Raw genomic sequence first — 1,513 nt, 5'->3', positions numbered from 1 at the left:
GTACCGGGACGAGTCCGACGTCAGCACCTCATCGGCGAGGGTCAGAACTCCCGCGGCGTCGTAGCCGAACTCGAACTTCGTGTCGGCGAGGATGAGTCCGCGCTTCTCGGCGATCGCGGAGGCGCGGCGGTAGATCTCGAGCGACAGGTCGCGCAGGGCGGCGGCGGTGTCCTCGCCGACGAGCTCGACGGAACGCTCGTACGTGATGTTCTCGTCGTGCTCGCCCATCGGCGCCTTGTAGGCGGGCGTGTACAGCGGTTCCGGCAGCCGGTCGCCGTCGCCGAGTCCCTCGGGAAGCGGGATGCCGCACACCGTGCGCGACTCCTGGTATTCGGCCCAGCCCGATCCGGTCAGGTACCCGCGCACGACGCACTCGATCGGCTGCATGTCGAGCGACCGGACGAGCATGGCGCGTCCGCGCACGGCATCCGGGATCAGCTCCACCGCATCGTCCCCCTCGAGCACGTGGTCGGCGGCGAGATGGTTCGGGATGCCAGGCCCTCCGTCGGCGCCCGCGAGACGGTCGAACCACCACAGGCTCAGCGTCGTCAGCAGGACGCCCTTGTCGGGGATGCCGGGGCTCAGCACGTGGTCGAACGCGCTGACCCGGTCGCTCGCGACGACCAGCAGGTGCGCGGGCGTGGCGTCCTCGGCGGTGTCGGCGGGAACGTACAGGTCGCGGACCTTGCCCGAATAGACGTGGCGCCAGCCGTCGAGGACGAGGGGGGAAGCGGGGATCACCCGCTCATTATCGCGGTTCGGCTCGCGCGCCGATGGCCGCGCGGGCAGAGATTTTGTCACATCGGGGCTCCGCGCGCCCGCCCCTCTGCGGTGTCGGAGCCGGTCGCTACGGTCGAAGGATGACCGAGGCGACCCCCGACACCGCGGCATCCATCGATCCCTCCGACGGAAGCGCCCACCGCCACACTCTGCGCGGGTGGGTGTTCTGGCCCGCGGCCGCCATCGCGCTGGCGTTCATCGCGTTCGCGCTGATCTTCCCGAATGCCGCCGAGACGGCGTTCGGCACGCTGCAGACCGCGATCGTGTCGGCGTTCAACTGGTACTACGTGCTGATCGCGGCGTTCTTCGTGGCGTTCGCACTGACGATGGGCTTCAGCCGGTTCGGGCGCATCAAGCTCGGCCGCGACGACGACGAGCCCGAGTTCTCGACGCTGTCCTGGTTCTCGCTGCTCTTCGCGGCGGGCATGGGCATCGGACTCGTGTTCTACGGCGTGAGCGAACCGCTCAGCCACTTCGCGTCGCCCCGCCCCGGCGTCGAGGGCACGGCGACGCAGCTCGCCCAGCAGGCGATGTCGCAGACGTTCCTCCACTGGGGTGTGCACGCGTGGTCGATCTACGTCGTGATCGGCCTCGCGCTCGCCTACGCCTTCCACCGCCGCAAGCGTCCGCGCACGATCCGGTGGGCGCTCGAACCGATCCTCGGTGCCCGGCTCGTGCAGGGCGGATGGGGCAATGCGATCGACGTGGCCGCCCTCGTCGGCACGCTGTCGGC

Annotated in this window: 2 protein-coding genes; one reads left to right on the top strand and one right to left on the bottom strand. The window is 70.0% G+C overall.

Annotated elements, in window-relative coordinates:
- Positions 1–741, bottom strand: a 741-nt coding sequence (locus I5G_RS00985; RefSeq protein WP_022877384.1) for a phosphoribosylaminoimidazolesuccinocarboxamide synthase, incomplete at its 3' end; no start/stop codon positions are given.
- Positions 742–860: 119 nt separating this feature from the next.
- Between I5G_RS00985 and I5G_RS00980 the strand changes: the two genes are divergently transcribed.
- On the top strand, positions 861–1,513 hold a 653-nt coding region (locus I5G_RS00980; protein WP_022877383.1), incomplete at its 3' end, for a BCCT family transporter.

The organism is Microbacterium sp. B19 (assembly GCF_000333395.1).
Classification (GTDB): domain Bacteria; phylum Actinomycetota; class Actinomycetes; order Actinomycetales; family Microbacteriaceae; genus Microbacterium.
Note: the sequence above shows the minus strand (reverse complement) of the source record. Positions and strands in the feature narration are given on the sequence as shown.